The organism is Micromonospora ferruginea (assembly GCF_013694245.2).
Lineage (GTDB): Bacteria > Actinomycetota > Actinomycetes > Mycobacteriales > Micromonosporaceae > Micromonospora > Micromonospora robiginosa.
Genome location: NZ_CP059322.2, coordinates 3,581,795 through 3,606,845, shown reverse-complemented (window position 1 = coordinate 3,606,845; position 25,051 = coordinate 3,581,795). Strand labels below are relative to the sequence as shown.

Here is a 25,051-nt window from a genome sequence, read left to right as displayed (position 1 = left end):
CCGAGGAGGTCCCCATGCTCGCCCAACAACGGCAGAGCGCCATCCTGGAGCTGATCCGCCAGCGCGGCGGCGTCCGGGTCAGCCACCTGGTGAGCCGCTTCGGCGTGTCGGACATGACGATCCGGCGGGACCTGGAGGTGCTCGCCGACCGCGGGCTGATCGACAAGGTGCACGGCGGTGCGACGCTGGCCGGCCCCGGCTCCACCGAGGAACCCGGCTTCGCCGCCAAGTCGGTGCGGCAGCAGGCCGAGAAGCAGGCCATCGTGGAGCGGGCCGCCGGCCTGGTCGAGCCGGGCATGGCCGTCGCGCTCTCCGCCGGCACCACCACCGCCGCGCTGGCGGCCCGGCTCGCCGAGGTACGCGGGCTGACCGTGGTCACCAACTCGATCCCGGTCGCCGACGCGCTCTACCAGAACCCCCGCCCCGACCAGACCGTGGTGCTGACCGGCGGCATCCGCACCCCGTCGGACGCGCTGACCGGCCCGGTCGCCGAGGCGGCCATCGCCGCGCTCAACGTCGACCTGCTCTTCCTCGGCGTGCACGGGATGAGCCGGCGTACCGGTTTCACCACCCCGAACCTGCTGGAGGCGGCGGTGAACCGTCGGCTGATCGGCGCGGCCCGTCGCCTGGTCGTGCTCGCCGACCACACCAAGTGGGAGACCATCGGCATCGCCACCATCGCCCCGCTGGGGGAGGCCGACGTGCTGGTCACCGACGCCGGCCTGTCCGTCGACGCCCGGCGGGAGCTCGGCGAGCAGGTGGGCGAGCTGATCGTGGTCGACCCCGCGGCCTGACGCCGGCGTACCCGTGCCTCTCAGGCACTTCCCAGCGACGACGGTTAGGGTCCCCTCACCACGCGTCCGACGGTCCATGTCGGAACGCTGTCCCCCACGGGAGTGACCGATGGTCTTCAAGAAGATGTTGAGCGCGTTCGGTGTGGGCGGCCCCAGCGTCGACACGGTGCTCGCCAACCCGAACACCCGGCCCGGGCTCGCCCTGGACGGGCACGTCAACCTGGTCGGCGGCGACGCGCCGGCGCGCATCGAGCAGATCAGCGTCGGCCTGGTCACCCGGGTCGAGATCGAGGGCGGCGACACCGAGTACGCCGGCGTCATGGAGTTCCACCGGATGCCGGTCAGCGGCGCGTTCGAGCTGGCCCCGAAGCAGCAGCTCGCCATCCCGTTCCAGCTCCCGGTGCCGTGGGAGACGCCGGTCACCGACGTCTACGGCCAGCGGCTGCACGGCATGACGATGGGCCTGCGCACCGAGGTCGCGGTGGCCCGGGCGGTCGACAAGTCCGACCTGGACCAGGTGTCGGTGCACCCGCTGCCGATCCACGAGCGCATCCTCGACGCGTTCCAGGCGCTGGGCTTCCGGTTCAAGCACGCCGACCTGGAGCGCGGCCACATCTACGGCGTGCCGCAGACGCTGCCGTTCTACCAGGAGATCGAGTTCTTCGCCGCCCCGCAGTACGCGCAGACCGTCACCGAGGTCGAGCTGACGTTCGTGACCAGCCAGCAGGGCGTCGAGGTGATCCTGGAGTGCGACAAGCGCGGTGGCTTCCTCAGCGCCGGGCACGACGTCTTCGGGCGATACTCCGTCCCGCACAGCGACGCCGCCCGCACCGACTGGACTCCGGTCGTGGACGGCTGGCTGCGGGAGACCACCTCGCGCTACGGCGGCCTGCGCGCCCAGGGCTTCGGCGGCCACCACGGTCACGCCGGCCACTACGGCGGTCATGGCCGGCGCGGCCCGGGCATGGGCGGCATGGTGGCCGGTGCCGCGCTGGGCGTGGCCGGCGGCCTGGTCGCCGGCGAGATGATCGACGACGCGTTCGGCGGCGACGACGGCGGGGACTTTGGCGGCTTCGGCGAGGAGTGACGGCACGCGACGACGCCCCCGGGACGGATCCCGGGGGCGTCGCCGTCGGCGTGCGGCGTGGGGTCAGTGCCGGCCTCGACGCTCCTTGCCGGAGCGGCGCGCGCTGCCTGCCTTGGACAGACCCCGGCTGACCAGGTACGCGCCGGTCAGCGCGGTCAGGTACCACCAGGCCTGGTTCGGGTTGTTGATGTTCAGGCCGTTGGCGGTGGTGCCCTTCCAGAACGCGGCGATCACGACGACCGCGGCGGCCGCGGCGTACACCCAGAACTCGGTGGTCAGGAACGCCTGCTTCGTCTCGGTGCCCGGGCTGGGCATCTGCTCCCGGTGACCGTCGTGCATGGACGGCATCTGCCGGGTCGACATGTCCTGCATGCTCGACCGGTTCTGGACGTCGGACATCGGCCGGTTCATCGGCCTGGTGGATGCAGCCTGCGTGCTCATCTGGTCCTCCTCAGGATTTGATGAGTCGGTATCTGCACACCCTCGCCCCGCTACCGCGGGTCGGCCACGGCACGGTTCGCGCTCTGTGGCGGGGGCACCCTCCGTCTACCCGGCGCCCGAGACAAGGTAACCGCCGGATGCCGGCGGCATCCGGGCCCGCTCGTCGTTCCGGACATCGGGCGCTCTCCGTCGGAAACACCGCCGGGTTTCAGCCCCCGGCCCACGGGCACGCCACACCGATACCCACATCACGAGAGCGGCGAGGTGGTTGACGTGCGTGAGGACGACATGCGGCAGGACGCCGCCCGGCAGGCCGAGCAGCGGATCGCCGGCGGGGTGTACGGCGAGGGCGCCCTCGACGAGGTCACGGTGCCGCGGACCGACGAGGAGCGGATGATCCAGGAGTTGGATCCGGACGACCCGGCGAACGTGCCGGTGGACCCGACCGTGCTGCGCGACGGCGGCCCGACCCGGGGCCAGGGCGCGGTGACCACGACCGGTGGCACGGCCGGCCCGGCCAGCGTGCGCCGGGTGGCCCGGCAGCCGGAGCGGCACCCGGGCAAGGTGGCGCCGACCACCACCGGGGACGCCACCACCGGCGGCATGAGCACCCCGGCCGGCGGCTCCACCAGCGACGCCTCCGCCCCCGGCGCCCAGGTCGCCAACGTCACCGACGAAAGCGCCAACCCCGGGTGACAGTTGTTAAAAGGGGGCCCCTCCTCTACCGAATGCGTTAAGGAGGGGCCCCTCCTTACCTCCGGAGGATGCCGAGGCGCTGGGTGGCGCGCGTCAGGGCGACGTACAGGTCGCTGTGCCCGCGCGGCGACTCCGCGACGATCCGGTCCGGCTCCACCACCAGCACCGAGTCGAACTCCAGCCCCTTGGCCTGCTCGGTGGTGAGCACCACCACCCGGTTCGCCAGCTCCGGCTGCTCGCCCACCGCCGCCTCGGGCAGCGCGGCGACGACCGCCGCACCCAGCTCCGCCACCCGCCCGGTCGGCACGATCACCCCGAGCCGGCCGTCGGCCAGCCCGGTCGCCTCGCGGGCGCTCGCCTCGACCAGCTCGGCGACGAGCCGGTCCGCCGGCACGGTCCGGTCCCACGGCGGTACGCCGGTGGCGCGTACCGAGCGGGGTGGGCGCAGCGCCGGGTCGATCTCGGCGAGCACGTCGGCGGCGACCGCCATGATCTCGGCGGGGGTGCGGTAGCTGACGGTCAGCTCCTCCAACCGCCACCGGTCCGCCACGTACGGCGCGAGCGCCTCGCCCCAGGACGGCGTGCCGGCCAGCGCGCCGGTCTGCGCCACGTCCCCGACGATCGTCATCGACCGGCTGGGGCAGCGGCGCATCAGCAGCCGCCACGCCATCGGCGACAGCTCCTGCGCCTCATCCACGATCACGTGCCCGAACGCCCAGGTGCGGTCCGCGGCGGCGCGCTGCGCGGTGGTGAGCCGGTCGGACTCCTCCTGCCGCTCGGAGAGCCGGGCGGCGTCGATCAGGTCGGTCACGCCGAGGATCTCGCCGCCGTCGGCCTCGTCCTCCACGTCGATCGAGCGGGAGCCGCGCCAGATCTCCAGCACGCCCTCGGCGTACTCGCGTTCCATCGCGCGGATCCGCTCGCGGCGGGCGGCGGCGGCGCGCTCGTCCTCGCCGAGCAGCTCGGCGGCCTCGTCGAGCAGCGGCACGTCGGCCGGCGTCCAGCCGCCGGGCTCCCGGTGCAGGGCGGCCCGCTCGTCGTCGGTGAGCATCGGCGCGGCGGTGGCGATCCGCTCCGGTGAGGCGAACAGGTCGGCGAGCAGGCGCTGCGGGGTGAGCACCGGCCACAGCTCGTCCAGCGCGGCCCCGATCTCCGGCTCCTCGCGCAGCTCGCGGCGGATCTCCGCCCGGTCGGCCTCGGAGAGCAGGTTGTCGCCGCCCAGCGGGTCGGCGCCGATCCGCTCGGCCACCTGGTCGGCGAGCGCGTGCACCACCTCGATGTCGAACAGCGCCCGGGCCAGGTTGTGCGGGCGGCCGGTGCGGCGGACCCGGTCGCGGGCCTGGCGCACCGTCTCCGGGTCGAGCGTGAGCACCTCCCGCTGGGGCAGCTCGATGGTGATCGGCTCGGCCGGCACCCACTGCCGGTCGCGCACCGCCGCGGCGAGCACCTCGGTCAGCACCGCGCGCCCCTTGAGCGCCGCGGTGGTGGCCGGCTCGACGCGCCGGGCGTGCACGCCGGGGAACAGGTCGGCCTGGGTACGCAGCAGCACACCGGTCTCGGCCAGCGCCGGCAGCACCTGGGAGATGTAGCGCAGGAACGTGGCGTTCGGGCCGACCAGCAGCACGCCCCGGGTGGAGAGCTGCTGGCGGTGCGTGTAGAGCAGGTACGCGGCCCGGTGCAGCGCCACCGCGGTCTTGCCGGTGCCCGGCCCACCCTGCACCACCATCACGCCGGGCAGGTCGGCGCGGATGATCCGGTCCTGCTCGGCCTGGATCGTCTCGACGATGTCGCGCATCCGGCCGGTGCGCCCGGCGTTGAGCGCGGCCAGCAGCGACGCCTCGCCGGTGACCTCCTCGTGCGCGGTGGGGGAGGCGGCGGTGATGTCCAGCACCTCGTCGTTGAGCCCGGTGACCTTGCGCTCGCGGGTGCGCAGGTGCCGCCGGCGGCGGACGCCCTGCGGGTTGGCGGCGGTGGCGAGGTAAAACGGGCGGGCGGCCGGGGCGCGCCAGTCCATCAGCAGCGGATCGTAGTCGCCGGAGGTGTCGAAGATGCCGATCCGGCCGATGTAGCGGCCGGCGCCGTCGTCGCCGTCGAGGCGGCCGAAGCAGAGGCCGGACTCGACCGCGGAGAACTGCTCGACCTGGTCGGCGTACATGGCGACGGTGGCGTCGCGCTGCGAGCGCGCCTGCTGGGTGCCGCCGGTGTGGCGCAACTCCTCGTCGAGCCGGCGGGCGGCCTGGTCCCGCATGCCGTCCAGCCGGTCGTAGAGCATCGAGACGTACTCCTGCTCGCGACCGATCTCGTCGTCCTGGCGCAGGTCACCCGACACGTCGGAGTGCGTTGACAAGCCGGCTCCTCATTGACTAGAATTGCAGCAGGAATGGCATTGAATGCCATTCCTTTTGTGTGTCTGAACTGAGAAAGATAGCGCGCCGCCCGCCTTCGCACCAAGCCCGGACACGGCTCGGGGCCCGGTCGGCGTCCGCCGACCGGGCCCCGAGCCCGATGATCGATCAGCCCTTCGCGGCCTGGTAGAGCCGCTCCGGCGTGACCAGACCGGCCACCACCCGGCCGTCGTCGGTCAGCAGCACGCTGAACAGCTTGCCGCTGAGCAGCCGGCCGCTGCCCCAGTCGCCGCTGACCTTCGGCAGGTCGCCGAGCACCTTCGCCAGCATCGCGGCGTCCGGCGCGTCCGCGCCCGCCTTCGCGCCGGCCGCCTTCGCGCCGCCGGCCCCGGACATGTCGCCGAGCTTGGCGACCACCACGGTGGTCCAGCCGGTGCCGACGGTACGCACGTCCGGCCGCTGCCCGTCGGCCTTGCCGGGCGCCCTGCCGGCCGGGCCGGGACGCGCGTCGGTCGTCTCCTCGGTGACCTTCACGCCGGGCGGCGGGTTGAACCGGAACTGGTCGGCGTCCGGGGTGCGGAAGTCGACCTGGGTGAACGCCACCTCGAACGCCGGCTCGTCCTGACCGTCGGCGAGCACCTCGAAGCGCAGCGGCACGTGCTCCTTCGCGTCCAGCGCGATCCGCACCTGGTGCACCAGCGACGCCTTGTCGCGCGGCGTGAGCACCAGCTCGTACGCGTCCCGCCCGGCCACGGTGGCCGAACGGCCCACGGTGACCGCGGTGGTCGGGTCGATCGCGGCCAGCGCCTGCTGCGCGGCGTCGGCCGGGGTGGCCGGCGCGGACGCCAGGTCCTTGCCGTCGGCCGGCAGCTTCCGGTGGACGGCGGTGTTCTCCCGGCTGCTCCAGGTCCAGACGTCGCGCCCGTTGCGCAGCACGTCCTGCTCGCCGAGCGTGTCGACGAGGGCGAGCCGCTGCCGGTCCTCGCCGCCGTACCAGACGCGCAGCGTGTGCGTGCCGGTGACCAGGCCGGCGAGCTGGTTGCCGCTGGCCTGCCCGGCGAGCGCGGCGATCGGCGGCAGGCCGAGGTCGGCGCGCTGCACGACGGTGCCGGACAGCCCGTCCAGGCGGGACGTTCGCAGGTCGTCCAACAGTTGGGCGGCGCTGCGCGGTGGCAGGGCCGGGTCGGCGCCGGCGGCGAACGTGCCGACGGCGGCGCCGCCCCCGATCACGGCGACCCCCGCGGTCACCGGGACCAGCCAGCGCAGCACGGCGCGGTTCTTCATCACGGACATAGTGTGCACCTCCTGCGCTCCATGCTGCGGGATCGTCGCTGTGAGGACGCTGAGCCGATCCCCTACGGGTGACCCGGTGGTGGCACCCTGGACCGGTGCGGTTGCTGGTGGTGGAGGACGAGACGCGGCTGGCCGGGGCGTTGCGCCGGGGCCTGTCGGCGGAGGGTTTCGTGGTGGACGTGGCGGCCACCGGCCCGGCCGGGCTGGACGCCGCCCGGCACGGCGACTACGACGCGATGATCCTCGACGTGATGCTGCCCGGCCTCTCCGGCTACGAGGTGGTGCGCCGGCTGCGCGCCGAACAGCGCTGGCTCCCGGTGCTGATGCTCTCGGCCAAGGACGGCGAGTACGACCAGGCCGACGGCCTCGACTGCGGCGCCGACGACTACCTGACCAAGCCCTTCTCGTACGTGGTGCTGCTGGCCCGGCTGCGCGCCCTGCTGCGGCGCGGCGCGCCCCGGCGGCCGGCCGTGCTCACGGTCGGTGACCTGTGCCTGGACCCGGCCCGGCGACGGGTCACCCGCGCCGACGCCGAGGTGGTGCTGACCAGCCGCGAGTACGCGCTGCTGGACTACCTGATGCGCCGCCCCGGCGAGGTGGTGTCGAAGACCGAGCTGCTGGACCACGTCTGGGACGCGTCGGTGGACACCGCCCCGAACGCGGTGGAGGTCTACGTCGGCTACCTGCGCCGCAAGATCGGCCGGGAGCGGTTGGAGACGGTCCGCGGCGCCGGCTACCGGCTGGCCACGTGAGCCGCCCGTGGTCGCGCGCCGGCCTACGGGCCCGGTTGCTCGCGCTGGGCGTGCTCGGCCTGGTGCTCGGGTTCGCGCTCGGTGGCGCGCTGCTGCTCGGCGCGCTCGGGTGGACGTTGCAGCGGTCGGTGGACGCGGAGGCGTTGCGGACCGCGGACGCGGTGGCGCTGCTGACCGCCGAGGACGCGCTGCCGGATCCGCTGCCGGTGGCCGGCGGGCAGCTCCGGGTGCAGGTGGTGGACGCGCAGGGGCGGATCCGGGCCGCCTCGATCGACGCGGACCGCCTGGTGCCGATGCTCGGCCCGGACGAGCTGCGGCCCGGTCAGCGCCAGCGGCTGGTGGTGGACGGCCGGCGGGTCGGCATGTCCGGGCCGGTGCGGGTGGTGACGGTGCCGGCCGGCACGCCGGCGGAGCCGCGTACGGTGCTGGTCGCCAAGTCGCTGTCGGACGTGCGGCACAGCCTGCACGTGGTGCGCAACCTGCTGCTGGTCGGCTTCCCGCTGCTGGTGGCCGGCTTGGCGGTGGTGGCCTGGCGGGTGGTAAGCGCGACGCTGCGCCCGGTGGAGGAGCTGCGCAGCGGCGCCGCCGAGATCACCGGGCGGGCCGGGGCGGAGCGGCTGCCGGTGCCGGCCGGGCGGGACGAGATCCACCGGCTCGCGGTGACGCTCAACGACATGCTGGACCGGCTGGCGGCGTCGCGGGACCGGCAACGGGCGTTCGTCGCGGACGCCGCGCACGAGCTGCGCAGCCCGCTGACCAACATGCGCACCGAGTTGGAGGTGGCCCGCCGGCTCGGCGACGACACCGATTGGCCGGCGGTCGCCGACGACCTGCTCGCGGACACCGAGCGGCTGAGCCGCCTGGTCGACGACCTGCTGCTGCTGGCCCGCCTGGACGAGCAGGCGCCGGCCGACCGCCGTCGCGACGACGGGCGCCGGCGCGGCCCCGACGACGGGCACCCGGCGCGGCCGGCGGCGGTGGGCCCGGTGGAGCTGGGTGAGCTGCTGCGCGGGGTGGCCGCGCGTTATCCGTCGCCGCCGCTGCGGCTGGTGTCGCCGGCCGGGGCGTGGTGGGTCGAGGGGGATCCGGGGGAGCTGCGCCGGGTGCTGGTCAACCTGGTGGAGAACGCGCTGCGGCACGCCGGGACCGCGGTGGAGCTGGCCGTGACCGGTCCGGTCGGGGCGTACCACCTGGTCACGGTGACCGACGACGGGCCGGGCATCCCGGCGGCGGACCGGGAGCGGGTGTTCGCCCGGTTCACCCGGCTGGACGACGCGCGGGCCCGCGACGCGGGCGGCGCCGGCCTGGGCCTGGCCATCGTGCGGGAGCTGGTGCGCCGGGCCGGCGGCACGGTGGAGCTGGCCGACGCGACCCCGGGCGCCGCCGCGCCGGGCCTGCGGGCGACGGTACGCCTGCCGGCGCTGGCCGAGCCGGACGTGGAATGAGCGGTCAGCGCCGCCGTTTGGTGCAGGTCGGGCCGGTGCGGGCGACCGTGTCGGTGGACCAGACCAGCGCCACGGTGAAGCAGTAGTCGGTGGTGCGGTCGAGCCCGTAGGCGATGTAGTCGGCCGAGCCGGCGGGCAGCGTCGCGAACGTGCGTTGCGGTTGCCCGGCCCGGCCACCGGCGACCACCACCGGGCCCTCCGCGCCGGGCGGGTAGGTCCAGCTCAGCACGATGCTGTCGCGCCGGTCGGTGAGCGTGAAACGGCCCGGCGGGGTGCCCGGGGAGGCGGCCGGCTGCGCGCTGCGGGTGGGCCGGGCCGAGGCGGGCGGCCCGCTCGACGCCGCGCCGGACGGGGCGGCCGGGTCGTCGCGGTCGCCGTCCACCCGGGACACCCCGGCGATGACCGCGATGGTGCCGAGCAGCAGCGCGACCACCACGCCAAGCACCGCCAGCGGCAGCCAGGCCCGTTCGCGCCGGGGCGCGGCGGGTGGCCGGGGCACGTGCACCGGCAGGTAGCGCGACGGCGGCTCCGGGGGCGGCGACACCCGGCGTACGCCGGCCGGGTCGTCGTCGGCGAGCCCGACCACGGTCGGCGGCAGCGCGTCCTCGCCGGGTCGCCAGGGCTGCTCCGCCGGCCCGTCCGGCCGCCAGGGCTGGTCGACCGGCTCGTCCGGCGGCCACGGGTAGTCGTCGTAGGCGTCGCCGTCGGCCTCCGGCGGGGTGCGGGGCGTCGGCACGTGCGCGGGGTCGGCGGCCCGGCCGGGCGGGTGGTAGAGCGGTGTCTCGACCGGGTCGTCGAGCGCGGGCGGGGTGTAGGGCGGCAGGTCGGGGGACCCTCGACGGTCGGGGGGACCCGGGCGGCGGGCACCACCGGCGCCGGGCGCGCGGGCGGCTCGGGCGCGGGGCAGACGTGGTCCGGGTCGGCGGCGGCCCGGGCCAGGCCGGCCACCTGGACGGCGAGCGGGTCGTCCACGGCCAGGTGCTCGCGGCACAGGTCCTCGGCGAGCGCCAGGTGCTCGTGCGCCTCGGCGTAGCGGCCGCAGTCGCGTTCCATCGCGCCGAGCTTGGCCAGCATCTTGATGCCGCTGGGGTGGCCGTCGCCGTAGACCTCGCGGTGCAGCTCCCAGGCGTCGGTGAGCCGGTCGCGGGCCACCTCGCACTGGCCGCGCGCGTATTCCACGGTGGCCAGGTCGGCGTGCGCGGCCAGCACCCGCTGCGACTCCGGCCCGTCGCGGGCGGTCAGCTCGATGATGACGTCGGAGTAGAGCCGGGCGGCGCGGGCGTCGCTGCCGACCCGGTGCAGCACCGCGGCGAGCGTCGCGGCGGCGGTGACCGTGCGTTCGTCGGAGCGCCCGAACAGCCGGGTGGCCGCCGCGTACGCGAACGCGGCCCAGCCCCGGGCGGAGTGCGGCTCGCCGAGCGCGACGAGCAGGCGCGCCTGGAGGCCGGCCGCCTCGGCCAGCTCGGGGGAGGCGTTGCCGGGGCGGGGGTCGGCGTCGCTGAGCGCGTCGGCGAGCAGTTGCTGGGCGCCGGTGAGGTCGCCTTCGGACACCAACTGGTGCGCCTGGACGGTCAGGTCAGCGAAACCGGAGGACACGCCCCATCGTGCTCATCCGGCGACGGTAAGTACAACCCCCGGAGTGGATCAGTTTGGTTCCGATCCGGTCAGGTGGTCGGCGAGCGTCTCGCTGATCCGGCGGAGCTGGTCGACCTGGGCCGGGCTGAGCGCGTCGAACAGGTGCCGGCGTACCCCCTCGACGTGGCCGGGCGCGGCGGCGGCCAGGGTGGCGAAGCCGTCGTCGGTGAGCACGGCGAGCTGGCCGCGCCGGTCGGTGGGGCAGTCCTCCCGGCGGATCCACCCGGCGGCCTCCAGCCGGGCGGCGGCGTGCGAGAGCCGGCTGCGTGACGAGCCGGTGGCGTCGGCGAGGTCGCTCATCCGCAGCCGCCGGCCGGGCGCCTCGGAGAGCCGGACCAGGATCTCGTAGTAGGCGTGCGGCATCCCGGCGTCGCGTTGCAGCTCGCGGTCGAGCGTCTCCATCAGGGTGCGGGAGGCGGCGAGGAAGGCGCGCCAGGTCCGCTGCTCGTCGGGGTCCAGCCACCGGGTCATGACGCCCATCATAGCGCCAATGGTTGAACGCTCAACAAAATCGCGCTACCGTCGGTGTCATGGGAATCCACCGGCTCAACCACGCCGTCCTCTACGTCAGTGACCTGGAGCGCAGCGTCGCCTTCTACCGCGACGTGCTGGGCTTCCGCCGGGTGGAGATGACGCCCGACGGCTTCCGCGGCGCCGCCTTCCTCCAGGCACCCGACTCCACCAACGACCACGACCTCGGTCTCTTCGAGATCGGCGCGGCGGCCGGGCCGTCCGAGGCCGGCCGGCGCACCGTCGGCCTCTACCACCTCGCCTGGGAGCTGGACACGCTCGACGAGATGGCCGCCACCGCCGAGCGACTGTCCGCCGCCGGGGCCCTGGCCGGCGCGTCGGACCACGGCACCACCAAGAGCCTCTACGGCCGCGACCCGGACGGGCTGGAGTTCGAGATCGTCTGGATCGTCCCGGCGAACCTGCTGGACGACGCCGCGCTCGCCGCCCGCAAGCGCATCGGCCGGCTCGACCTCGACCGGGAACGGCAGCGCTACGGCGGGCAGACCCGGGGCGGCGTGGGCGTCTCCGTGTCGGCCTGAGCGGGGTTCCCGGGCGGGCGGCTCGCGCGGTGCGGTAGAAACGGCACCATGCCGACCGACGCCGTCCTGCGCGAGCTGCTCGTCCGCCAGCTCGACCACTGGCTCCCCGCGGCGCTGCACCGCGCGCGCCGGGCCACGCTCGCGCTCGCGTACGCCGGGGACGCCGCCGCCGGCGCGGAGGCGGCGCTGGGCGTGGTGGGGGAGTTCGCCGACCGGCTGCGCGGGCGGCGGCTGACCGTGCTGGTGCTGGCCGACGGGGACGCGGAGCTGCCGACGCGGCTCGGCGCCGCCGAGGCCGCCCTGCCGGCCGACGTCGCCGTGCACGTGGTCCCCGGGCGGCCCGACCGGCTGCCGGTGGCGCTCAAGGCGGCCGGCGCGGCCGGCGCGCCGCTGCTCGCCGTGGTCGACGGCGGCGAGCCCGACCCGGCGCTTCTGGCCGCCGTCGCGTCCGGTCGCCCGGCCGAGCTGCTGCTGGTCACCGACTCCGGGCGGTCGTCGCGCGCGGCGCTGGCCGCAGCCGGCTTCCCGCTGGTCACCGAGGTCGAGCTGGTGCCCGAGGACGGTCCGGCCCGGCGGCTCGGCTACGGCACCGGCTCGGACCGGGGCCTGGAGGCGCTGAAGGAGGCGCTATGGGCGGTCGACGAGTTCGCCGGGGTGCGCTACCGCGACCCGGCCGACCCGGCGGGCAGGCTGCTCGACATCAGCCTCGACCCGGAACCCGGCCCGCTGCGCCGCGAGCTGCTGGCCGAGCTGGCCCGCTCCGGCCCGCGCACGGTCACTGAGCTGCGCCGGTTCGCCGCCACCGAGACGGTCTACCGGGCCGCCGACGCCAACCGCGCGCTCGCCTCGCTGCTCGACGGCGGCGCGGTGACCCGCGACCCGGAGCCCGGCCGGCTCGGCGGGGACGTGGTGATCAGCGCCGCCCCGACCGCTGGGTCATCTGCTTGACCACCACCGACGCGCCGGTGGCCACCACGCCGATGCTGAACACCATCTGGGCGCAGACCGCCACCCGGGCGATCTGCCCCTGGGCGTGCACGTCGCCGTAGCCGATGGTGGTGAGCGTGGCGAGCGCGAAGTAGAGCGCGTCGACGCGGGTGTGCAACCCGACGAACTCACCGGGCCGGGTGTTCGCCACCACGTAGTCGGCCAGCGCGAAGACCAGCAGCCCGGCGATCAGCGCGATCGCGAGGCGGGTGAGCGCGCGGTCCTCCGCCTCGCCGGTCGGCTGTTCGCGGCTGATCTGGCGGCGGACCTGGCCGGTGACCAGGAATGCGACCAGGGCCACCAGCAGCAGCGTGGCGACGGAGCGCAGGGCCAGCCGCAGGCCGTTCGGGTCCGCCTCGACCGGCACCAGGAAGTAGCCGGCCAGCATGAGCGCGCAGGCCGCGACGGACCGGCGCCGTATCCGCCGCAGGGTCAGGTCCGCCATGTCGCGATTGTCCGCCGTGGCGGCGGTGCCGTCGGCGGAACGGCGAAGCCGGCCGGACGACGAGCGGGGCACCGGCGAATCGCCGGCGCCCCGCCCGTCGTAACGGTCCTCGGACCGTCAGGCCTTGTCCTGCTTCCAGGAGAGCGGCCCCGGAAGGTCCACGCGGTGGGCGCGGGTGTTCGAGTTCCAGGACCAGCGACCGATCTTGATGCTCCACGAGGAGAACCCGTTCTGGGTGAAGTGGAGGATCAGCGGGCCGTACTTCTTGCGCTTGCGGAACTGGACGCCCATCGGGGGTGCCTCCTTCGTCTCCCTGCCTCTGCGGGATCGAACATGCCCGGATCGGCGATTCGCGAAACCCGATCGGGTCTGGTCTGGACGGTGGGTGTACCGCCCCGGCACAATCTCTATTCAACGGGTAGGTGTTAAGGGGTGGTAAATGCTGGTGGGGGCGGGTCGTAACAAAGCCAGCGATGAAAGTCTCACTGAGTGGAAGAGCGTTGACCGGCGTGGAGAACGGTCGGCAGCATGAGGACATGTCGCAGCGGGACGAGCTTCTCCTCACCGCTCGCGTGCACGTCGACCTGGTCCGGCACGCGAGCGCGCTCTGTTGAGCCGAACGCTCGTCGTTCCCCCTCCTCCGCAGCTCGTCCGTTCCCGCCGCCGGCGCATCGTGGCCCGGCGCGGTGCGGCGTGCGCTCCGGCCCCACGCGGGCCCCCTCCACCGCTTCGTGGACAGATCAGGAGACACCGCCATGCCCTCGACCCGATCGCCGCGGCGTGCCCTCGCCGCCGCCGTCGCCCTGCTCGCCCTCACCGCCGCCACCGGGTGCGGCGCCGACGCCGCCGCCGGCGGCGCACCGACGAAAACCCTGCGCTACCAGGGTTCGGTCGGTCAGGTGACCCTCCCCGAACTCGCCGCCGACCTCGGCTACCTCGGCGACGTGAAGCTCGACTGGATCGGCAACGTCACCGGCGGCCCCGCCGACATCCAGGCCACCGCCACCGGCCAGAGCGACTTCGGCGGCGCGTTCAACGGCGCGATCGTCAAGCTCCAGGCCGCGAACGCCCCGATCACGGCGGTGGTCAGCTACTACGGCTCCGACGCGCAGACCTTCCAGGGCTACTACGTGCTCGACCGCAGCCCGATCCGCGGACCCCGCGACCTGATCGGCAAGCGGGTCGGCATGAACACGCTCGGCGCGCACGCCGAGGCCGTGCTGCGCACCTGGCTCGCCCGGGGCGGCCTGACCGCCGACGAGATCGGCCGGGTCGAGCTGGTCGCGCTGCCGCCGGTCAACACCGAACAGTCCCTGCGCGCCGGGCAGATCGACGTCGCGGTGCTCGGCGGCGTGATCCGCGACAAGGCGGTCGCGGGCGGCGGCATCCGCACCGTGTTCACCGACTACGAACTGCTCGGCGCGTTCAGCGCCGGCAGCTACGTCTTCCGCGACGACTTCATCGCCCGCAACCCGGACACCGTCCGCGCGTTCGTCACCGGTGTGGGCAAGGCGATCGAGTGGGCGCGTACCCAGCCGCGCGAGACGGTGGTGGCCCGGCTCAAGGCCGTCATCGGCAAGCGTGGCCGCAACGAGGACGCCACCCTGGTCGACTACTGGAAGTCCAGCGGTGTGGCCGAGGCCGGCGGCGTGATCACCGACCGGGAGTTCGCCACCTGGATCGACTGGCTGGCCGACGCCGGCGAGCTGAAGGGCGCCCGGCCGAAGCCCGGCGACCTCTACACCAACCGGTTCAACGCGTTCGCCAACCCCGGCGGTGGCGCATGAGCACCGACAAGATCCTCTTCGACCGGGTGCGCAAGGTCTTCCCCGGCCGGCGTGGCGGCGGCGCGGTCACCGCGCTCGACGAGGTGACCCTCGGCGTACGCCCCGGCGAGTTCCTGGTCGTCGTCGGCCCCAGCGGCTGCGGCAAGTCCACCCTGCTCGACCTGCTCGGCGGGCTGGCCACCCCGACCGGCGGGCAGGTGCTGGTCGACGGCCGCCCGGTGACCGGGCCCGGCCTCGACCGGGGCATCGTCTTCCAGCAGTACGCGCTGCTGCCCTGGCGCACCGCCGCCGGCAACGTCGCGTTCGGCCTGGAGGCCAAGGGCCTGCCCCGTGCCGAACGCGCCGAACGGGTCGCCCACCACCTGGAACTGGTCGGCCTCACCGGGTTCGCCGACCGCTACCCGCACGAGCTGTCCGGCGGCATGAAGCAACGCGTCGCCATCGCCCGCAGCCTCGCGTACGACCCGGACGTGCTGCTGATGGACGAGCCGTTCGCCGCGCTCGACGCGCAGACCCGCGACTCCCTCCAGGACGAGCTGGTGCGGATCTGGCAGGCCACCGGCAAGACGATCGTGTTCATCACGCACGGCATCGACGAGGCCGTGCACCTGGGGCAGCGGGTCGCCGTGATGACGTCGCGCCCCGGCCGGATCAAGCAGGTCATCGACATCGAACTCGGCGACCGGGAGGCGGAGGAGGACGTCCGCTCCACCGACGCGTTCCGCCACCACCGGCACCAGATCTGGACGTTGCTGCGCGACGAGGTCCGCGCCGCGCAGTCCGCCGTCCGCGAGGAGGCCCGCGTTGGTTGACGTCGCCGAACGACCCGCCGTGACCCGGCCCGCCCCGTCCCCGGCGGCCGTCGTGCCCGCCCGGTCCGGGCGGCTGCTCGCGCTCGGCGGCCGGGCCCTGCACCGCAGCGTCGCGCTGCTGGCGCTGGCCGCGATCTGGGAGACCGTGCCCCGCACCGGCCTGGTCGACCGGGTCTTCCTGCCCCCGCTGTCCGAGGTGCTCGTCGCCTGGTGGGAGCTGCTGCGCAGCGGGCAGCTCGCCGAGCACGTCGGCGCCAGCCTGACCCGCTCGCTCACCGGCCTGGCGCTCGCCGTGGTCACCGCGATCCCGGTCGGCCTGCTGATCGGCTGGTACCGACCCCTCGCGGACCTGCTCAGCCCGCTGCTGGAGGTGTTCCGCAACACCGCCGCGCTGGCCCTGCTGCCGGTCTTCGTGCTCATCCTCGGGCTCGGCGAGACCTCCAAGATCGCCCTGGTGCTCTACGCCTGCTCGTGGCCGATCCTGCTGAACACCGTCGCCGGCGTGAAGGGCGTCGACCCGCTGCTGGTCCGCTCGGCCCGCTCGATGGGCCTCAACCACCTGCGGCTGTTCCAGAAGGTGATCCTGCCGGCGGCCGTGCCGACCATCTTCACCGGCGTCCGGCTGGCCGGGGCCTACTCGATCCTGGTGCTGGTCGCCGCCGAGATGGTCGGCGCCAAGGCCGGCCTCGGCTACCTCGTGAACTACGCGCAGTACAACTTCGCGATCCCCGACATGTACGCCGGGATCGTCACCATCTCCGCCATCGGGCTGGTGGTCAACCAGCTCCTCGTCGCCGGGGAACGCCGCTTCTCCACCTGGCGCGTCGACGTCACCACCGCCTGAGAGGACCCGCCATGACCCGCACCCTGCACCTCAACGCCTTCCTGATGGGCGTCGGCCACCACGAGGCCGCCTGGCGGCACCCGCTCACCGACCCCGCCCGCCTCGGCGACGTCCGCCACTTCCAGGAGCTGGCCCGCATCGCCGAGCGGGGCACGCTCGACTCGGTCTTCCTCGCCGACGGGCTGGCCGTCGGCCCGGCCGTCCGCCACAACATCCAGGCCGTTTTCGAACCGCTCACGCTGCTCGCCGCGCTGGCCACCGCCACCGAGCACATCGGGCTGATCGCCACCGCCTCGACCAGCTACACCGAACCGTTCAACCTGGCCCGCGCGTTCGCCTCGCTCGACCACCTCAGCGGCGGCCGGGCCGGCTGGAACATCGTCACCTCCGCCCAGGCGCGGGAGGCCCGCAACTTCAACCTCGACGACCATCCCGCGCACGCCGACCGCTACCGCCGGGCCGCCGAGCACGTCGAGGTGGCGATCAAGCTCTGGGACAGTTGGGAGGACGACGCGCTGGTCCTCGACACCGCCGCCGGCGTCTTCGCCGACACCGACCGGGTGCACGAGATCGCGCACGCCGGCGAGCGGTTCCGGGTGGCCGGCCCGCTCAACACGCCCCGACCGCCGCAGGGCCGGCCGCTGCTGGTGCAGGCCGGCTCGTCCGCCGACGGCATCGCGTTCGCCGCCCGCTACGCCGAGGCCGTGTTCACCGCGCAGCAGACGCTCGCCGACGGCCAGGCCTTCCACGCCGCGCTCAAGCGGGCCGTCGCCGACGCCGGCCGCGACCCGGACCTGGTCAAGGTGCTGCCCGGTATCGCGCCGGTGATCGGGGGTACGGAAGCCGAGGCCCGTGCCCTCGCCGACGAACTGGAGGCGCTGATCGTGCCCGAGCACGCCCTCGCCCAGCTCTCCGGCATGACCGGGCTCGACCTGACCGGCCTGCCGCTGGACGGGCCGCTGCCCGACCTGCCCGACGCCACCGCCGTGCAGTCGCACCAGAGCCGCTACCAGCTCGTCGTCGACCTGGCCCGGCGCGACCGGCTCACCCTGCGGCAGCTCATCGGCCGCCTCGGCGGCGGACGCGGGCACCGGGTGGTGGTCGGCACCCCGGAGCAGATCGCCGACCAGATCGAGCTCTGGTTCACCCAGGGCGCCGCCGACGGCTTCAACGTCATGCCACCGCTGCTACCCCACGGACTGGAGGCCTTCGTGGACCACGTCGTACCCCTGCTGCGCCGGCGCGGGCTGTTCCGGTCCGCCTACACCGGCCGCACGCTGCGCGAGCACTACGGCCTGCCCCGCCCGGCGAGCGTCCACGCCGTCCGAGAGCTGGTGGCGTCGTGACCACCGTGGACCGGCCGGCCACCGGCACCGTCGAGCTGCGCCCGGTCGACGTCGACTCGTTCCGCGGCCTGCTGCGCCGCCAGGCGTCCACGGTCACCGTGGTCACCACGCCCGGCCTGCGCGGCGACCGGCTCCTGCCGACGCTGCCCCCGGCCGGCTTCACCGCCACCTCGTTCACCTCGGTCTCGCTGGACCCGCCGCTGGTGTCGGTCTGCCTCGGCCGCGCGTCGTCGAGCTGGCCGACCGTCGCGCACGCCGAGCACGTGGCCGTGCACCTGCTCGCCTCCGGCCAGCAGGAGATCGCGCGGATCTTCGCCACCAGCGGCATCGACCGGTTCACCGCGCACCCCGGCTGGAGCACCGGCCCGTTCGGGGTGCCGCTGATCGGCGACGCGCTGGCCGTGCTGCTGTGCCGGGTGGTCCGGCAGATCGAGGCCGGCGACCACACGATCGTGCTGGGCGAGCCGCTGGCGCTCGGCGCCGGCGAGGACGGCGACCCGCTGCTGCACCACCGGGGCCGCTACACCACGACGGTCGAGGACTGGTCCGAGTCGTGGTGACCGCCCCCGCCGACGAACTGCTCGCGCTGGACCGGGCCGCCCAGGACCTGCTGTTCCGGGCGGCCCGCACGGCCCACGCGTTCACCGCCGAGCCGGTCGACGACGCCCAGGTCCGGGCCGTGCACGACCTGGTCCGCAACGGCCCGACCGCGATGAACGCGCAGCCGCTGCGGGTGCTGCTGCTGCGCTCGCCGGCCGCCCGGGCACGGCTGCTGCCGCACGTCAGCGCCGGCAACCGGGACAAGACCGCCGGCGCGCCGCTGACCGCGGTGCTCGCCGCCGACGTGGACTGGCACGACCGGCTGCCCGAGCTGTTCCCGCACCGCCCCGGCGCGCGGGACTGGTTCACCGGCGACCCGGCCGGTCGGGAGGCGCAGGCCCGGTTCAACGCCGCGCTCCAGATCGGCTACCTGGTGGTCGGCGTCCGCGCGGCCGGGCTGGCCGCCGGGCCGATGGCCGGCTTCGACCCGGCCGGGGTGGAACGCGAGTTCTTCCCGGACGGGCGGCACCGGGTGCTGCTGCTGATGAACATCGGCCGGCCCGCGCCGGGCGCCGAGCGGCCACGCCTGCCCCGGCTGGCCTACGAGGAGGTGGTCACCACCCTGTGATCAGCGCGGCTCCCACGCGTCCGGCTGGGTGGTCAGCTTGCGCACGTGCGCCGGCAACCGGCCACTGACCAGCTCGTCCAGGCTCACCTCGTCGACCACCCGCCGCACCGAGGCGCGCACCGCCACCCAGAGCCGGGGCAGGTTCTCCGCCGCGCCCTCGTACTTCGTCTCCTCGGGTCGCATCCCGCGTACCCCGGCGAGCGGACCGTCGACGGCGCGCAACACCTGCCCGATGGTGACCTCGCGCGGCGGCCGGGACAACGTGTAGCCACCCTCCGCGCCGCGCTGGGCCCGGACGATCCCGGACCGGCGCAGGTCGGCCAGCACCGCCTCGAGGAACTTGCGGGGCATGTCCTGCTCCGCCGCGATGGCCTGGGTGGACAGCAGGGTGGGGTACGCGGTGGCCAGGCTCAGGGCCGCCCGGACCGCGTAGTCGCCGCGCGCGGAGATCTGCACAGTGCCATCATGCCCGGCCGGCCGGCACGGGGGAGTCGGCGGGCGGGCGCGGACGCACCGGACGGACGGGCAACGGCTGTTCCCGGGCCGCCCGGAACGCCCCCGGGCTCACCCCGACCTCCCGGGTGAAGAACCGGCCGAAGTTGGTCGGCTCGGGAAAACCGAGCCGCCGGCCGATCCGGGCGATCGGGTCGTCGGTGGCGGCCAGCAGCCGGCAGGCCTGCAACGCCACCCGCTCGTCGATGACCTGCTTGGCGCTGCGGCCGGTCACCGCCAGGCAGGCCCGGGTGAGGGTACGCACCGAGCAGCCGAGCTGGGCGGCGTAGTCCTCCACCCGGCGGGTCTGCCGGTAGCCGCGTTCCACCTCCCGGCACAGCCGCCGGAACGTCTCCGCCTCGGCGCGCGGCGTCGGCGCCTGGCCGGCGTGCGGCAGCAGGCTCAGCCGCAGCAGCAGCACGGCGAGCTGGTGGCGCAGCAGCGCCGCGGCGGCCGGCACCAGCGCGTGCCGGTCGGCGTCCACGGCCAACTGGGTGACCTCGCTGATCACCGCGTCCTCGTCCTCGCCGGCGAGCTGGCGGTGGGTGGGCACCGCGTCCGGGTCGACGTCGAGGCCGCGCAGCGCGTCCGGCCCCCAGCTCACCACCGTGGCGTCGAGCTGCGTGCCGACGCAGCGCAACACCTGGCCGGGACGGGCGCGCAGCAGCGTGCCGGGGCGGCACGGCACGGCCCGGAAGTCCAGCTCGGCGGCGCCGTGTCCGTGGGTGACCAGGACCAGCAGGTCACGATCGAGGAGCACCGGCCGGGGCCAGCCCGGCGCGGGGGTGAGGTCGTCGAGCGCGCCGGTGACGATCTCGTCGGGGTCGAGGCGGGATTCCGACAGGCCGGTGCGGGTGGCCGGCGGGGGCTGACCGGTAGTGACCATCTCCTCGACGGTAACCGGCCGGACAGCACGTTGCATCTCGGCGGTTTCGCCCCGGCCGGGCGCTCTTGTCGACGCACACGACGGACGGTTACGTTACCGGTCGGTAAGGCGCGGGCCGGCCGACGGCCGCGACCGGCGGAAAACGGCGATGGGATGGGCATGACGGATCTGTTCTCGGTCGACGGCAAGACGGTCCTGGTCACCGGTGGCTCCCGGGGCATCGGGCTGATGATCGCGCGCGGATTCGTCCGGGCCGGCGCCCGCGTGATCATCTCCTCGCGCAAGGCCGACGTGTGCGAGTCGGTCGCCAAGGAACTCTCCGCCGAGGGGCACTGCGAGGCCATCCCGGCCGACCTGAGCAGCGACGCCGGCGCGCTGGCGCTGGCCGAAGCCGTCCGGCAGCGCCACGACCGGCTGCACGTGCTGGTCAACAACGCCGGCGCCACCTGGGGCGCGCCGCTGGAGGAATACCCCGAGGGCGCGTTCGACAAGCTGTGGGCGGTCAACGTCAAGGCCGTCTTCCGGCTCACCACCGCGCTGCTGCCGGCGCTGCGCGCCGCCGCCGACGCCGACGACCCGGCCCGCGTCATCAACATCGGGTCGATCGACGGGCTCCGGGTGCCGTGGATGGAGGTGTACGCCTACTCCGCCACCAAGGCGGCCGTGCACATGCTCACCCGCGGCCTCGCCCACCAGCTCGCCGGCGAGGCGATCACGGTCAACGCGATCGCGCCCGGCCCGTTCGAGAGCAAGATGATGGCGTTCGCGCTGGACGACCCGGAGTCGCGGGCGGCCATCGAGCAGCAGGTGCCGCTGGGCCGCATCGGCCGCCCCGAGGACATGGCGGGCACCGCGATCTACCTCGCGTCACGCGCCGGCGCGTACCTCACCGGGGCGGTCATCCCGGTGGACGGTGGGATCACCACGCGCGGCTGACCCGCGTACCCCCTGGGGTGAGACGACCCGGGGCCGCGCGGACTCGGCAGATCCGCGCGGCCCCGGGTGTGGTCGTGCTCAGCGACCGGCGAGCAGCCGGTTCACCGCGGTGTCGACGTCCAGGTGCTCGGCCTCGCGGCCACGCGGGACGACGACGTAGGTCCGGCGCAGGAAGCGCACCAGCACGCTGCGCGGGACCTCGAACAGGGCGTTGCCGTCCGGGGACGACAGCGCCAGCGCGACGAAGTCGCCGCGCGGGGTGGCCCACGGCCAGACCCGGACGTCACCGATGCCAGCCGGTTCGTCGAGACCGGTGACCAGCAGTTCGCGGGCGAACGACCAACTCACCGCCTCGCCGCCGGCGGACTCGGCATGGAACAGGACATGGACCGCATACGGGTCAGCAGGGTCGTAACGCAGGCTGGCACGCACCGGCAAGGCGGTGGCGTCAGGCGCGACGAGCCTTAGCGACGTCTCGACCTCTACGGTCGTCGGTCGGATGACACTCATGGACGTTCTCCCCCCGGCACCGCTGCGGAACGCGCGTGTCCCGCTTTTCCCATACTCAGGTGCTGCTCCTGGCTACGCTCCGCCATACGCTGACTTCACCCAGTGGTGGGAAGGGGGTCGGAAAGCCCGCAGGACCATGGGATCCCGCGTAGAATTTCCGGTTCCGCCCACTCCGTCGTTCCGCCCGGCAACGGGTGGTTCAGTCGTCGACTTACTCCGGTAACGTCCAGTCGTCAGCAGGGGTGACGGTCGCGGGCGACACTGGGGGTGGAAATGGTCACGAGGGACACCTCGGTGGCGACCAGGGCCGCGGCTGATCGGGGGTGTGAGGTGCCGGTCGACGGGCGTTCGCCAGGCGCTCTCATTCCGCGCCGGCGGCGCGGCTGGCGAGGTCGGGTGCACAGCACGCTCGACCTCATCCGCGCCAACCCCACCGGCCGGGTCGCCCTGAAGATCTTCATCGGCATCCTCGGCGCCCTCGTGGTCACCGTCGGCATCGCGCTCATCCCGCTGCCCGGCCCCGGCTGGCTGCTCGTCATCGCCGGCCTCGGTGTCTGGGCGGTCGAGTTCCACTGGGCCCGCCGGCTGCTCGCCTTCACCCGCCGCCACGTCAACTCCTGGACGCGCTGGGTGACCAGCAGATCGCTGCCGGTGCGCTTCGCGCTCGGCCTCATCGGGCTCGTCTTCGTCTCCGTCGTGGTGTGGCTGTCGCTGAAGTACAGCCTCGGCATCGACGTGGTGGCGCGGGCGCTGCACTACCTCGCGACGCACTGAGACCCGGTTTTTGGTCCGGGCCGGCGATCGGGTAGAGTCATGCGCGCTGAGGGCGATTAGCTCAGCGGGAGAGCGCTTCGTTCACACCGAAGAGGTCACTGGTTCGATCCCAGTATCGCCCACGCAGGTCAAAGGCCACTTCCCGGCTTCGGGAGGTGGCCTTTCTGCTTGCGTACAGCAGCTTTGTACAGCAGTTCTCGTCAGTGGCTCAGGGAGTCGCCGAGGCGCCCAGAACTTACAAGCGAGAGGTCAGGGGCAGACTGGACCGGAACGCATGATGTGTCAGTCCTTCGGCTTCCACCAAGCCGCCAGGAGCCCTACGCCGGCGAGAAGGAAGAGGCAACTGCACCCTGCGCACGCGGCCAGGCCCAGGGGAGCGAAGGTTCCGTATTCCACCGGCCGAACATAGATGAGCTGGCCTGCGCCCAGGCAAGGAGGCGGTCGGGGCACACAGGGGGCACAAGACGCCGTCAAACGTCGTCAAGCGGTGGCCAATCATCGCAGCCTGAGACGGCGTGCGAGCAGGTATCAGCAGTCGTAGCCGCTGATAGACCCGCTGGGCTCATAGTTCCGCTTCAACGTCTGACCGGCTCAATCACACCGTCGCGGATCCGGCGATCAGTCGTCGATGTCGTACTCGGACTGCTCGACGGGACCTGCCACGAAGGTTTCGAAGTCGGGAGCAAGGACAGTGAGTGGTAGTCGAGGGCGATCAGGTCGTGACCCGCCGACGGGCAGTCGGCGATGTAGATGCCGATGGCGGGGTAGCCCCATTCGGCTACCCAGAACGTGCTGCCGAGATCGCCGCAGAGGCTGAAGTCAGCAGTTCGACCGATCGCCGCGAGCGTGTACACGCCAATGTGGTTTTCAGCCCATGAGGTTCGGCTGGGTGCAGGGTGTTCGGGCCGCTACGCACCTTCGTGATCGCCGGCTCGAACCACCCTAGCCTGACCCCAACACCTCGAACGCTCATGATCACGGCACAACTAGCCGCGTGAAGTGCGAGACCGCTGACGTTGGCGTGGTGGAAGGCATGAGGCTCTGGCCCGGCGATGCTGATGTGGGCGCTGGACGAGGTGTTCATCGGCTACCGCGGCGACCCCACCTCGGCATCGAGGGTGTGCCTGCCCCGGAGCGCCTCCCCTGGATCGACCCTGCCCATCCGCTCCGACGAACGGCTCGGTGTCAGCGGCTTTTACCGATCAGAATTCTTCCGCCACGTCGTCGCTTCTGGTAGCTCGCTCGAACCGGTGGAAGGATTAAAGACCATGACCGACGCCAGACGGCTGGGCGCCGACGAGGCCACGTTCATCGCGGCGGTACGCGCGGAGGATTCCGGGCGGTTCGCGCTCCTGACCGAGCGCCACCGGCGTGAGCTGCAGGTGCACTGCTACCGGATGCTCGCGAACTACGCGGACGCTCAGGACATGACGCAGGAGACGTTCCTGCGAGCGTGGAACAAGCGGGAGTCGTTCCAGGGTCGCGCTGCCCTGCGGACCTGGCTGTACCGGATCGCGACGAACGCCTGCCTTGATTTCCTGGAGAAGCGCAACGACCGCACACCCGTACCGTCCGGGCTGCCCGGCTCCGATTCCGAGGTGCTGTACCTGCAGCCGTACCCCGACCGGATGCTCCCCGAGGACCCGCAGGAATCGGTGGTGGCGCGGGAGACGATCGAGCTGGCGTTCATCGTCGCCGTCCAGCACCTGCCGCCGCGGCAGCGGGCGGTGTTCATCCTGCGCGACGTCCTCGGCTGGCCGGCGTCGAAGGCCTCCGACGCCCTCGAGCTGACCGTCGCATCGGTGACCAGCGCACTGCAGCGGGCCCGTGTGACGATGCGCGAGCAGTTGCCCGAACGCCGCCTCGACTGGCGGAGCCCCGCCACCCACGAGCTGTCCGATGACGAGCGCGGCGTGGTGAAGTCGTATATCGACGCCCACGAGCGCAACGACCTCGACGCGCTGACGGCTCTGCTGCGCGACGACCTGCGCTTCGCGATGCCGGCCGAGCCGGGCACCTCGGTCATGACGGCCGACGACGCGATGGACGGCTGGGTCTCCAACGGGCTCTTCAAGCCCGGCTACGACGACTGGCGCTGTGTCACCACGACGATCAACCGCATGCCAGCCGCCGCGCTGTACCTCCGCACCCCCGACGACCCGCAGTACCGGCTGTTTACCGTCGCGGTCCTGCACATCGTCGACGGGAAGATCGCCGAGCTCACCGGATTCGACGCCACCGACAAACCGTGGCTGGGCCTGCCTCCGGCGCTGTCATAAGACAAAGGCCCCATCGTCGACGAGTCCAGCGCACCGGCCGCCGTCACCGTCGAACGAGCACTCCGACGAGCTGAACACCAACGCCGGAACGCGAACACCGCCCCGCTGACGGGCCGGCGTTAAGCCCGAACTGCACCGTCACAATCAACGACGCCGCTGTCCCTCATCTCCAGCAAGTCGGTCCACAGCTCACTCGGAACGCAAGGAAGGGCCAGGGGAAGGTTTCCTCGTAGCCGAGGGTCACG

26 protein-coding genes, 1 tRNA gene and 2 pseudogenes are annotated in these 25,051 nt (G+C 73.5%); 18 read left to right on the top strand and 11 right to left on the bottom strand.

The window, feature by feature from the left end; all coding sequences use genetic code 11:
• Positions 1-14 precede the first annotated feature (14 nt).
• Both H1D33_RS15465 and H1D33_RS15460 read left to right on the top strand, forming a co-directional pair.
• Positions 15-794: a DeoR/GlpR family DNA-binding transcription regulator gene (locus H1D33_RS15465; protein WP_181572461.1), complete on the top strand. Its 780-nt coding sequence runs from the start codon at positions 15-17 to the stop codon at positions 792-794.
• A 109-nt stretch (positions 795-903) separates the two neighbouring features.
• Positions 904-1,881, top strand: coding sequence for a sporulation protein (locus H1D33_RS15460; protein ID WP_181572462.1), 978 nt, complete (start codon positions 904-906; stop codon positions 1,879-1,881).
• A 63-nt stretch (positions 1,882-1,944) separates the two neighbouring features.
• On the opposite strand, the gene H1D33_RS15455 is transcribed toward H1D33_RS15460, so the two are convergent.
• Positions 1,945-2,322 carry a hypothetical protein gene (locus H1D33_RS15455; RefSeq protein WP_246412087.1) on the bottom strand — a complete coding sequence of 126 codons (378 nt, stop codon included), beginning with the start codon at positions 2,320-2,322 and terminating at the stop codon, positions 1,945-1,947.
• A 273-nt stretch (positions 2,323-2,595) separates the two neighbouring features.
• On the opposite strand from H1D33_RS15455, the gene H1D33_RS15450 reads away from it, so the two are divergent.
• Positions 2,596-3,018, top strand: coding sequence for a hypothetical protein (locus H1D33_RS15450; protein ID WP_181572463.1), 423 nt, complete (start codon positions 2,596-2,598; stop codon positions 3,016-3,018).
• A gap of 55 nt (positions 3,019-3,073) precedes the next feature.
• On the opposite strand, the gene H1D33_RS15445 is transcribed toward H1D33_RS15450, so the two are convergent.
• Together H1D33_RS15445 and H1D33_RS15440 are read right to left on the bottom strand one after the other, a co-directional pair.
• Positions 3,074-5,290: a HelD family protein gene (locus tag H1D33_RS15445; protein WP_246412216.1), complete on the bottom strand. Its 2,217-nt coding sequence runs from the start codon at positions 5,288-5,290 to the stop codon at positions 3,074-3,076.
• A 241-nt stretch (positions 5,291-5,531) separates the two neighbouring features.
• A complete protein-coding gene (locus H1D33_RS15440; RefSeq protein ID WP_181572465.1) occupies positions 5,532-6,656 on the bottom strand; it encodes a LolA family protein in 1,125 nt (374 codons plus the stop codon).
• A 95-nt stretch (positions 6,657-6,751) separates the two neighbouring features.
• Between H1D33_RS15440 and H1D33_RS15435 the strand changes: the two genes are divergently transcribed.
• Complete coding sequence (locus H1D33_RS15435; RefSeq protein WP_181572466.1) at positions 6,752-7,408, top strand: response regulator transcription factor; 657 nt, start codon at positions 6,752-6,754, stop codon at positions 7,406-7,408.
• On the top strand, positions 7,405-8,853 hold the full coding sequence (locus H1D33_RS15430) for a sensor histidine kinase (RefSeq protein WP_181572467.1): 1,449 nt from the start codon (positions 7,405-7,407) through the stop codon (positions 8,851-8,853). Before H1D33_RS15435 ends, H1D33_RS15430 begins: the two co-directional genes overlap by 4 nt.
• A gap of 4 nt (positions 8,854-8,857) precedes the next feature.
• Here H1D33_RS15430 and H1D33_RS15425 read toward each other — a convergent pair.
• Together H1D33_RS15425 and H1D33_RS15420 are read right to left on the bottom strand one after the other, a co-directional pair.
• Positions 8,858-10,404 (bottom strand): annotated as a pseudogene (locus H1D33_RS15425) (tetratricopeptide repeat protein).
• A 93-nt stretch (positions 10,405-10,497) separates the two neighbouring features.
• Positions 10,498-10,968, bottom strand: coding sequence for a MarR family winged helix-turn-helix transcriptional regulator (locus H1D33_RS15420; RefSeq protein WP_220138782.1), 471 nt, complete (start codon positions 10,966-10,968; stop codon positions 10,498-10,500).
• 50 nt (positions 10,969-11,018) lie between these two features.
• On the opposite strand from H1D33_RS15420, the gene H1D33_RS15415 reads away from it, so the two are divergent.
• Complete coding sequence (locus tag H1D33_RS15415) at positions 11,019-11,540, top strand: VOC family protein (protein WP_181572470.1); 522 nt, start codon at positions 11,019-11,021, stop codon at positions 11,538-11,540.
• Positions 11,541-11,588: 48 nt separating this feature from the next.
• On the top strand, positions 11,589-12,488 hold the full coding sequence (locus H1D33_RS15410; RefSeq protein ID WP_181572471.1) for a hypothetical protein: 900 nt from the start codon (positions 11,589-11,591) through the stop codon (positions 12,486-12,488).
• Here the strand turns inward: H1D33_RS15410 and H1D33_RS15405 are convergent.
• Together H1D33_RS15405 and H1D33_RS15400 are read right to left on the bottom strand one after the other, a co-directional pair.
• Complete coding sequence (locus tag H1D33_RS15405) at positions 12,454-12,972, bottom strand: potassium channel family protein (protein WP_181572472.1); 519 nt, start codon at positions 12,970-12,972, stop codon at positions 12,454-12,456. The two genes, H1D33_RS15410 and H1D33_RS15405, sit on opposite strands and share 35 nt — an antisense overlap.
• A 117-nt stretch (positions 12,973-13,089) precedes the next feature.
• A complete protein-coding gene (locus H1D33_RS15400) occupies positions 13,090-13,263 on the bottom strand; it encodes a DUF4236 domain-containing protein (protein ID WP_064498970.1) in 174 nt (57 codons plus the stop codon).
• 182 nt (positions 13,264-13,445) lie between these two features.
• Here H1D33_RS15400 and H1D33_RS30315 point away from each other — a divergent pair, with 182 nt between their 5' ends.
• The 7 genes from H1D33_RS30315 to H1D33_RS15370 all read left to right on the top strand — a co-directional run bounded on the left by H1D33_RS30315 (position 13,446) and on the right by H1D33_RS15370 (position 18,929).
• Entirely contained in the window at positions 13,446-13,586 is a 141-nt protein-coding gene (locus H1D33_RS30315; RefSeq protein ID WP_396767362.1) for a putative leader peptide, read from the top strand.
• Positions 13,587-13,727: 141 nt separating this feature from the next.
• Positions 13,728-14,759: an ABC transporter substrate-binding protein gene (locus H1D33_RS15395; protein WP_181572473.1), complete on the top strand. Its 1,032-nt coding sequence runs from the start codon at positions 13,728-13,730 to the stop codon at positions 14,757-14,759.
• The gene (locus tag H1D33_RS15390; protein WP_181572474.1) at positions 14,756-15,571 is read left to right on the top strand and encodes an ABC transporter ATP-binding protein; all 816 of its coding nucleotides are present in this window, start codon (positions 14,756-14,758) and stop codon (positions 15,569-15,571) included. Before H1D33_RS15395 ends, H1D33_RS15390 begins: the two co-directional genes overlap by 4 nt.
• Positions 15,564-16,415 (top strand): ABC transporter permease, encoded by an 852-nt coding sequence (locus tag H1D33_RS15385; RefSeq protein WP_246412089.1) that lies wholly within the window; start codon positions 15,564-15,566, stop codon positions 16,413-16,415. The genes H1D33_RS15390 and H1D33_RS15385 overlap by 8 nt, the downstream gene beginning before the upstream one ends.
• Before the next feature lie 11 nt (positions 16,416-16,426).
• Positions 16,427-17,761: an LLM class flavin-dependent oxidoreductase gene (locus tag H1D33_RS15380; protein WP_181572475.1), complete on the top strand. Its 1,335-nt coding sequence runs from the start codon at positions 16,427-16,429 to the stop codon at positions 17,759-17,761.
• Positions 17,758-18,321 carry a flavin reductase family protein gene (locus tag H1D33_RS15375; RefSeq protein ID WP_181572476.1) on the top strand — a complete coding sequence of 188 codons (564 nt, stop codon included), beginning with the start codon at positions 17,758-17,760 and terminating at the stop codon, positions 18,319-18,321. Before H1D33_RS15380 ends, H1D33_RS15375 begins: the two co-directional genes overlap by 4 nt.
• Positions 18,315-18,929: a malonic semialdehyde reductase gene (locus H1D33_RS15370; RefSeq protein WP_246412091.1), complete on the top strand. Its 615-nt coding sequence runs from the start codon at positions 18,315-18,317 to the stop codon at positions 18,927-18,929. Before H1D33_RS15375 ends, H1D33_RS15370 begins: the two co-directional genes overlap by 7 nt.
• Here H1D33_RS15370 and H1D33_RS15365 read toward each other — a convergent pair whose 3' ends face one another.
• Positions 18,930-19,385 carry an RrF2 family transcriptional regulator gene (locus H1D33_RS15365; RefSeq protein WP_181572477.1) on the bottom strand — a complete coding sequence of 152 codons (456 nt, stop codon included), beginning with the start codon at positions 19,383-19,385 and terminating at the stop codon, positions 18,930-18,932. It lies immediately after the preceding gene.
• A 7-nt stretch (positions 19,386-19,392) separates the two neighbouring features.
• Positions 19,393-20,307, bottom strand: a complete 915-nt coding sequence (locus H1D33_RS15360; protein WP_181572478.1) for a helix-turn-helix transcriptional regulator — start codon at positions 20,305-20,307, stop codon at positions 19,393-19,395.
• Between the two features lie 159 nt (positions 20,308-20,466).
• Between H1D33_RS15360 and H1D33_RS15355 the strand changes: the two genes are divergently transcribed.
• Positions 20,467-21,243 (top strand): glucose 1-dehydrogenase, encoded by a 777-nt coding sequence (locus H1D33_RS15355; protein ID WP_181572479.1) that lies wholly within the window; start codon positions 20,467-20,469, stop codon positions 21,241-21,243.
• 78 nt (positions 21,244-21,321) lie between these two features.
• Here H1D33_RS15355 and H1D33_RS15350 read toward each other — a convergent pair whose 3' ends face one another.
• The gene (locus H1D33_RS15350; RefSeq protein WP_007457244.1) at positions 21,322-21,753 is read right to left on the bottom strand and encodes an SsgA family sporulation/cell division regulator; all 432 of its coding nucleotides are present in this window, start codon (positions 21,751-21,753) and stop codon (positions 21,322-21,324) included.
• Positions 21,754-22,026: 273 nt separating this feature from the next.
• Here H1D33_RS15350 and H1D33_RS15345 point away from each other — a divergent pair, with 273 nt between their 5' ends.
• Together H1D33_RS15345 and H1D33_RS15340 are read left to right on the top strand one after the other, a co-directional pair.
• Entirely contained in the window at positions 22,027-22,527 is a 501-nt protein-coding gene (locus H1D33_RS15345) for a TIGR02611 family protein (RefSeq protein ID WP_246412093.1), read from the top strand.
• Between the two features lie 50 nt (positions 22,528-22,577).
• Positions 22,578-22,649 (top strand) — tRNA-Val (locus H1D33_RS15340).
• Positions 22,650-23,145: 496 nt separating this feature from the next.
• Here H1D33_RS15340 and H1D33_RS15335 read toward each other — a convergent pair.
• Positions 23,146-23,435 (bottom strand): annotated as a pseudogene (locus H1D33_RS15335) (SMI1/KNR4 family protein); the annotation flags it as partial.
• 144 nt (positions 23,436-23,579) lie between these two features.
• On the opposite strand from H1D33_RS15335, the gene H1D33_RS15330 reads away from it, so the two are divergent.
• Complete coding sequence (locus tag H1D33_RS15330; RefSeq protein WP_246412095.1) at positions 23,580-24,806, top strand: RNA polymerase subunit sigma-70; 1,227 nt, start codon at positions 23,580-23,582, stop codon at positions 24,804-24,806.
• Positions 24,807-25,051: the final 245 nt, after the last annotated feature.

Excerpts from the sequence above, each read along its gene's own strand:
- H1D33_RS15380 (WP_181572475.1), top strand. The coding sequence starts at position 16,427 with ATGACCCGCACCCTGCACCTCAACGCCTTCCTGATGGGCGTCGGCCAC.
- H1D33_RS15465 (WP_181572461.1), top strand. The coding sequence starts at position 15 with ATGCTCGCCCAACAACGGCAGAGCGCCATCCTGGAGCTGATCCGCCAG.
- H1D33_RS15455 (WP_246412087.1), bottom strand. The coding sequence starts at position 2,322 with ATGAGCACGCAGGCTGCATCCACCAGGCCGATGAACCGGCCGATGTCC.
- H1D33_RS15460 (WP_181572462.1), top strand. The coding sequence starts at position 904 with ATGGTCTTCAAGAAGATGTTGAGCGCGTTCGGTGTGGGCGGCCCCAGC.
- H1D33_RS15350 (WP_007457244.1), bottom strand. The coding sequence starts at position 21,753 with ATGAGTGTCATCCGACCGACGACCGTAGAGGTCGAGACGTCGCTAAGG.
- H1D33_RS30315 (WP_396767362.1), top strand. The coding sequence starts at position 13,446 with ATGAAAGTCTCACTGAGTGGAAGAGCGTTGACCGGCGTGGAGAACGGT.
- H1D33_RS15420 (WP_220138782.1), bottom strand. The coding sequence starts at position 10,968 with ATGGGCGTCATGACCCGGTGGCTGGACCCCGACGAGCAGCGGACCTGG.
- H1D33_RS15390 (WP_181572474.1), top strand. The coding sequence starts at position 14,756 with ATGAGCACCGACAAGATCCTCTTCGACCGGGTGCGCAAGGTCTTCCCC.
- H1D33_RS15395 (WP_181572473.1), top strand. The coding sequence starts at position 13,728 with ATGCCCTCGACCCGATCGCCGCGGCGTGCCCTCGCCGCCGCCGTCGCC.
- H1D33_RS15445 (WP_246412216.1), bottom strand. The coding sequence starts at position 5,290 with ATGCTCTACGACCGGCTGGACGGCATGCGGGACCAGGCCGCCCGCCGG.
- H1D33_RS15360 (WP_181572478.1), bottom strand. The coding sequence starts at position 20,307 with ATGGTCACTACCGGTCAGCCCCCGCCGGCCACCCGCACCGGCCTGTCG.
- H1D33_RS15440 (WP_181572465.1), bottom strand. The coding sequence starts at position 6,656 with ATGTCCGTGATGAAGAACCGCGCCGTGCTGCGCTGGCTGGTCCCGGTG.
- H1D33_RS15410 (WP_181572471.1), top strand. The coding sequence starts at position 11,589 with ATGCCGACCGACGCCGTCCTGCGCGAGCTGCTCGTCCGCCAGCTCGAC.
- H1D33_RS15400 (WP_064498970.1), bottom strand. The coding sequence starts at position 13,263 with ATGGGCGTCCAGTTCCGCAAGCGCAAGAAGTACGGCCCGCTGATCCTC.
- H1D33_RS15415 (WP_181572470.1), top strand. The coding sequence starts at position 11,019 with ATGGGAATCCACCGGCTCAACCACGCCGTCCTCTACGTCAGTGACCTG.
- H1D33_RS15330 (WP_246412095.1), top strand. The coding sequence starts at position 23,580 with ATGCTGATGTGGGCGCTGGACGAGGTGTTCATCGGCTACCGCGGCGAC.
- H1D33_RS15405 (WP_181572472.1), bottom strand. The coding sequence starts at position 12,972 with ATGGCGGACCTGACCCTGCGGCGGATACGGCGCCGGTCCGTCGCGGCC.
- H1D33_RS15345 (WP_246412093.1), top strand. The coding sequence starts at position 22,027 with ATGGTCACGAGGGACACCTCGGTGGCGACCAGGGCCGCGGCTGATCGG.
- H1D33_RS15355 (WP_181572479.1), top strand. The coding sequence starts at position 20,467 with ATGACGGATCTGTTCTCGGTCGACGGCAAGACGGTCCTGGTCACCGGT.